This window comes from Salinivibrio sp. MA427 (assembly GCF_001996115.1).
Lineage (GTDB): Bacteria > Pseudomonadota > Gammaproteobacteria > Enterobacterales > Vibrionaceae > Salinivibrio > Salinivibrio costicola.
Genome location: NZ_MUFH01000146.1, coordinates 1 through 6,327 on the forward strand (window position 1 = coordinate 1; position 6,327 = coordinate 6,327).

Sequence of the window (6,327 nt, forward strand, 5' to 3'; positions counted from 1 at the left end):
CCTTAGAGCTAGATTCTACCTCGTTATCGATTGACGAGGTGATCGAGCAGGCGTTAGCGTTTATTGAAAGCAAATTATCGGCTGCATAAGCAGTCTATAACCGTTAGCTGCAAGGATGATAGCTGACATATTTTACAACCCCATGCGGTAGGATACMCGTGGACGTTTATCAAATTGAAGATTTTAAATATAATGACTGAATCTTTTGCTCAACTCTTTGAAGAGTCTCTAAAAGAAATCGAAACTCGCCCAGGTTCTATTGTTAAGGGTACTGTTGTTGCTATCGAGAACGGTTTCGTTCTGGTTGACGCAGGCCTGAAATCTGAATCGTCCATTCCGGCTGACCAATTCAAGAACGCTGCTGGCGAACTTGAAATTGAAGTAGGCGGTGAAGTCGATGTAGCCCTGGACGCAGTGGAAGATGGTTTCGGTGAAACTCAGCTTTCTCGTGAGAAAGCTAAGCGTCACGAAGCTTGGATCCAGCTAGAAAAAGCGTACGAAGAAGCTGAAACCGTTAACGGTGTTATTAACGGTAAAGTGAAAGGTGGTTTCACCGTAGAACTGAACGGCATCCGTGCGTTCCTACCGGGTTCACTGGTTGACGTTCGTCCAGTACGTGACACTTCTCACCTGGAAGGCAAAGAGCTCGAGTTCAAAGTAATCAAGCTTGACCAGAAGCGCAACAACGTTGTTGTTTCTCGTCGTGCGGTTATCGAGTCAGAAAACAGCGTTGAGCGTGACGAGCTGCTAGCTTCTCTGCAAGAAGGCATGGAAGTTAAAGGTATCGTTAAGAACCTGACTGACTACGGTGCGTTCGTTGATCTGGGCGGCGTTGATGGCCTGCTTCACATCACTGATATGGCGTGGAAGCGCGTTAAGCACCCATCAGAAATCGTTAATGTTGGTGACGAAATCAACGTTAAAGTTCTGAAGTTTGATCGTGAGCGTACTCGTGTATCACTTGGTCTGAAACAACTGGGTGAAGATCCATGGGTAGCCATTGCTAACCGTTACCCAGAAGGTCACAAGCTGACTGGTCGTGTAACTAACCTAACTGACTACGGCTGCTTCGTTGAAATCGAAGAAGGCGTTGAAGGTTTGGTACACGTGTCTGAAATGGACTGGACCAACAAAAACATCCACCCATCTAAAGTGGTTAACGTGGGTGACGAAGTTGAAGTTATGGTTCTGGACATCGACGAAGAGCGTCGTCGTATCAGCCTAGGTCTGAAACAGTGTAAAGCCAACCCATGGCAGCAATTCGCTGAAACTCAGAACAAAGGCGACCGCGTTACTGGTAAGATCAAGTCAATCACTGACTTCGGTATCTTCATCGGTCTAGACGGCGGCATCGACGGTCTGGTTCACTTGTCTGACATTTCTTGGAACGCAACAGGCGAAGAAGCCGTTCGCGAATACAAGAAAGGCGACGAGATCTCAGCAGTGGTTCTTCAGGTTGACGCAGAGCGTGAGCGCATCTCACTCGGCATCAAGCAGATGGAAGAAGACCCATTCAACAACTACCTGGCAGCCAACAAAAAAGGTGCTATCGTTAATGGTACGGTAACTGCTGTTGACGCGAAAGGCGCAACGGTTGAGCTAGCAGAAGGTGTTGAAGGTTATCTGCGTGCTTCTGAAGCATCGCGTGACCGTGTTGAAGACGCGACGCAAGTGCTTTCAGTTGGCGACAGTGTTGAAGCGAAGTTCACCGGTGTTGACCGTAAGAACCGCGTTCTTAACCTGTCTGTCCGTCTGAAAGACGAAGCTGACGAGCAAGAAGCAGTAGCGAGCCTGAACAAAACCGAAGAAGGTTCTATCGGCAACGCTATGGCTGACGCGTTTAAAGCAGCGAAAAGCGAATAATGTATACGTTGAGGGGGAAATTTTCCCCCTCTGCACTTATACTGTTGAGAAACATACTAAAGCGGGGTGTTTATGACCAAATCTGAGTTGATTGAAAGACTCTGTAGTCAACAAACCCATCTATCTGCGAAGCAGGTAGAGGATGCCATCAAGGAAATCCTTGAGCATATGGCAAGCACACTAGAAAGCGGTGATCGTATCGAAATCCGTGGTTTTGGTAGTTTCTCACTACATTATCGCGCGCCTCGTGTGGGGCGTAATCCTAAAACAGGCGAAAAGGTCGAGTTAGACGGCAAGTACGTCCCTCACTTTAAACCTGGTAAGGAACTTCGTGATCGCGTTAACATTTATGGTTAATCGATAGACGCTGAAAAAAACGGCATGCTGCAAGTATGCCGTTTTTTTATGTCCGCTGATCATAGCTTGCGTGACGAATTTCCTGCATAATCATACCTCCTGTGTAAGATCTTATACCTACGACGACACGTTGTTATTCGGATTAACCTTAGCCTGAATAAAGCGTAAGCTAGGGGAAGGGTAACGACGACGTTYGGTATTGAAATCAAGCGTCAATGTTCACAATGGCAGGTGCCTCGCACTTTGTCTATCTACCATCACTGATCGGGCATTCGGCCTTTCGCAATGAGGGAATACTTGTGAAAATACTCGGCATTCTGTTTCTGGTATTATGCTTTTTGATCGCCTTGGCGCTAGGAGCGCAAAACCAAGCTGTGGTCAATTTTAACTATTTAATCGCTCAGGGTGAGTTTCGTTTATCCGTCATCTTGGGTATTGTCTTTGTCATCGGGTTTGGCATTGGCTGGCTCGTTTGCGGCGCACTATATCTCAAAGCCCGAATGACGGCTCGAGGACTACGTAAACAGGTGGAAAAGCAACGCAAAGAACTTGATAAGTTGCGTACGGACCCGCTTAAGGAACAATAATTCATGCTAGAGCTGTTGTTTCTGTTACTCCCGATTGCCGCCGGTTACGGCTGGTACATGGGTAACAGGAATGCTCGTCATCGACGGCAAGAACAGTCCCATCATTTGTCTCGCCAATATGTGGCGGGGCTCAATTTGCTGCTGTCTGAGCAATCAGATAAAGCGGTCGACTTATTTATCGAGCTTTTGCAGGTCGATAACGAAACCATTGATACTCACCTGGCGTTGGGCAACCTTTTTCGCTCTCGGGGTGAAGTCGACCGGGCAATCCGAATTCATCAAAACCTAATCGCTCGGCCCAATCTCACCTTAGATCAGCGCAACCTCGCGATGCAGCAGCTGGCTAAAGATTATATGGTTGCCGGCTTTTTTGATCGCGCCGAGAAAATCTTTGCAGAGCTGGTTGATGAGCCCGATTATCGCGAATTTGCCCTGCAGCAATTACTTGCTATTTCGCAACAAACGCGAGAATGGGAGCAAGCAATCGATACCGCAGCGAAGCTGGTCAAAATGGGCAAACATAAGCTGCGTAAAGATATCGCACATTTCCACTGTGAGCTTGCGATGCAGCAACTCGCTGAGGGTGATGAGCACAAGGCACGGCAATTGTTACGTCGTGCTTTGTCTTACGATAAAAGCTGTGTCCGAGCGAGCTTAAAATTGGCAAGACTCGACATTCAGCATGAAGATTACAAAGGGGCGCTCAAACAGCTCGAGAACATCTTAGAGCAGGATGCTGATTTTGTCAGTGAAGCGCTACCTTTGCTTGCAGAAAGCTATCGCGCCTTGGGACGAGAGATGCAGTTGGTGCGTTTTTTAAAAGAATGTATTGAAAAGAATGCAGGCGTCAGCGCCGAGCTAATGCTCTCTGAAGTGATTGGCAGCAACGAGAATATCGCTATGGCGCAGAGTTTTCTTACGCGCCAACTTACGCGTAATCCGACCATGCGCGGCTTTTATAAGTTAATGGAATACCATGTTGAGCAAGCCGAGGAAGGGCGAGCAAAAGCAAGCTTGAACACCTTAAAAGGCTTGGTCGCTGAACAAATGAAAGTGAAGCCTCATTACCGATGTCGTAAATGTGGTTTTTCCACGCATGCGCTTTATTGGCAATGCCCATCTTGCAAAAGCTGGGGCGCTATCAAGCCAATTCGAGGGCTTGATGGGGAGTAATGGCGATGCTTAGGCATCGCCGTTTTTTTATCGGTTAGTGCGGCATTATGCCGTTTATAAGCATTCAACGAGGAACGAGGAAACAACATGCACGACCCAAAAGTCATCGTGGCACTTGATTATGCAGATATGAACCAAGCGTTATCCTTTGCGGATAAAATCGAGCCAGGTTCATGCCGTTTAAAAGTGGGCAAGGAAATGTTTACCTTGTTTGGCCCGGCGCTTGTCAAACAGCTTCATGCAGGCGGACACGACGTCTTTCTCGACCTCAAGTTTCATGATATTCCCAATACCTGTGCCCGTGCTGTAGCGGCTGCGGCAGAGCTAGGCGTGTGGATGGTCAATGTGCATGCATCAGGAGGCGAGCGCATGATGAGTGCAGCACGCGAGGCGCTTGAACCATATGGAGGCAACCGCCCATTGCTTATCGGTGTCACCGTGTTGACCAGCATGACGGATGCGGATTTACGCCAAATTGGGGTACAACGCTCACCACAAGCGCAGGTGCAGCATCTTGCCAAGCTGACGCAACAGTCGGGTTTGGATGGTGTGGTGTGTTCAGCACAAGAAGCCAGTTTGCTTAAAGCGCAGTGTGGTGACACCTTTAAGTTGGTGACTCCAGGGATCCGTCCGGCTGGCAGTGCCGCAGGCGATCAGCGCCGAATTATGACGCCAGAAGAAGCGGTAAATGCAGGTTCGAATTACCTTGTCATTGGTCGACCTGTCACCCAAGCTGCCGATCCAGCCGCTGTGTTACATACGATTAATCAATCCCTACGCACTTGATGTGCCAGCTATCTAAGTCTTACTAGAGAAGGCACTAACAGATAACGCACTAACAGATAAAGCACCAACAGAGAAAGCATTCAAAGAGAAAGCATTAACTGAGAAGCATCAAGCAAGGAAAGCATGAGCGGCGGACAGAGCCGGCCGCTCATGCTTGTATTACGGTCGTGCACCTGAGGATTTGCGAGAGCGCCTGTCTAATACCGGAGCGGTAAAGTGGCTATCGATAAGCCTTTGGGTGAGGCTATGCTGTGGGTTAGCAAACAGTGAGGCGGTATCGCCCGATTCAACCACTTCGCCTTTTTGCATCACCATCAACTTATCCGTCACATGTTTAATCACGCCCATGTGTTGCGACACATAGACATAAGATAACCCCATTTCTTCTTGTAGCTCGAGAAGCAGGTTGATGATCTGCGATCGCATTGACATATCCAAGCCATTTAATGCCTCATCGGCAACAATCACACTGGGTTGCAAAATTAACGCCCTTGCAAGCGAAACACGTTGCTTTTGACCGGTAGYAAGCATTTGCGGATAAAAATAAGCGTGCTCCGGGATTAGCCCGACCCGTAATAAGGTGTCTTTAATCCGTTTCCCACGCTCTTGGGGTGTCATATTGGTATTTCGACGCAAAGGCCCTTCCAATATTTGTCCAATTTGGTTGCGTGGGTTCAGCGAGGTATTCGGGTCTTGAAAGATCATCCGTATGAGCTTGCAGCGTGTTTGATAATCTTTATAGCGGAGCGGATCGCCATTAACGCGGATTTGTCCCGCGGTCGGTTCAATCACGCCAGCAATCATTCGTGCTAAGGTTGACTTACCTGAGCCATTTTCCCCGACAAATGCAATTGTCTCGCCGACATCCAATGAAAAGGACACCGGCTTCACCGCATGGGTGACGCGCTTTTTTAGCCAACCAGACCGGTGATGATAGTCTTTCGATAGCCCATCAATTTCAAGAAGAGCGGCCATGCTTGTTCTCCATGTTGAGCGGGAAATGACAGGCAAATTTATGGTTTTTCACTTTCTCGGTTCGCGGTACTTCTACGCATTTACGCTGCGCATAGGGGCAGCGCGGGCCAAGTCGGCAACCAATAGGTAAATGTTGTAATGGCGGTATTGAGCCAGGCAGAGTTTCTAGTTTGCTTTTATGCGGGATCTCGCGGCTAAAATCCGGCATGGTCCGTAATAATGCGTCTGTATATGGATGATGGGGCGTGGTGAGTATTTGCTCTCGGTTTCCCGACTCCACAGACTGGCCACAATACATCACGGTAATTCTATCCGCCCAACGCGTAACCAAAGTCAGATCATGACTAATCAACAAAATGGTCGTGTTCGACAGCTGATTGGTGCGGCTGAGCAGTCGGAAAATTTGTGCTTGCGTGATGGGATCCAAATCATTGGTTGGTTCATCGGCAATTAATAATCGAGGGCGGTTAGCGATCGCCATTGCAATCATCACCTTTTGACATTCGCCATCGGTGAGCTCGTAAGGATAGCTGTCCATCACCCGCCGATGATCTTTTATCCCAACTTTATGGAGTAAGGCGATGGA

The 6,327-nt window shown here is 48.3% G+C and carries 7 protein-coding genes and 1 pseudogene; 6 read left to right on the forward strand and 2 right to left on the reverse strand.

What is annotated here, in order from left to right:
* The 6 genes and pseudogenes from BZG79_RS16105 to pyrF all read left to right on the forward strand — a co-directional run.
* A pseudogene (locus BZG79_RS16105) lies at nt 1–89 on the forward strand (cytidylate kinase); the annotation flags it as partial.
* A gap of 103 nt (nt 90–192) precedes the next feature.
* Nucleotides 193–1,863, forward strand: coding sequence for a 30S ribosomal protein S1 (gene rpsA, locus BZG79_RS10090; protein ID WP_021022391.1), 1,671 nt, complete (start codon nt 193–195; stop codon nt 1,861–1,863).
* A 72-nt stretch (nt 1,864–1,935) separates the two neighbouring features.
* Nucleotides 1,936–2,220, forward strand: a complete 285-nt coding sequence (gene ihfB, locus BZG79_RS10095; RefSeq protein ID WP_021022390.1) for an integration host factor subunit beta — start codon at nt 1,936–1,938, stop codon at nt 2,218–2,220.
* Between the two features lie 299 nt (nt 2,221–2,519).
* Nucleotides 2,520–2,807, forward strand: a complete 288-nt coding sequence (locus BZG79_RS10100) for a lipopolysaccharide assembly protein LapA domain-containing protein (protein WP_021022389.1) — start codon at nt 2,520–2,522, stop codon at nt 2,805–2,807.
* 3 nt (nt 2,808–2,810) lie between these two features.
* A complete protein-coding gene (gene lapB, locus BZG79_RS10105; protein WP_021022388.1) occupies nt 2,811–3,980 on the forward strand; it encodes a lipopolysaccharide assembly protein LapB in 1,170 nt (389 codons plus the stop codon).
* Nucleotides 3,981–4,067: 87 nt separating this feature from the next.
* The gene (gene pyrF / locus BZG79_RS10110; RefSeq protein WP_077575837.1) at nt 4,068–4,766 is read left to right on the forward strand and encodes an orotidine-5'-phosphate decarboxylase; all 699 of its coding nucleotides are present in this window, start codon (nt 4,068–4,070) and stop codon (nt 4,764–4,766) included.
* A gap of 159 nt (nt 4,767–4,925) precedes the next feature.
* On the opposite strand, the gene BZG79_RS10115 is transcribed toward pyrF, so the two are convergent.
* Nucleotides 4,926–5,741, reverse strand: a complete 816-nt coding sequence (locus BZG79_RS10115) for an ATP-binding cassette domain-containing protein (protein ID WP_077774316.1) — start codon at nt 5,739–5,741, stop codon at nt 4,926–4,928.
* A partial coding sequence (locus BZG79_RS10120; protein WP_199877704.1) for an oligopeptide/dipeptide ABC transporter ATP-binding protein occupies nt 5,725–6,327 on the reverse strand: 603 nt, incomplete at its 5' end. The genes BZG79_RS10120 and BZG79_RS10115, both read right to left, overlap by 17 nt.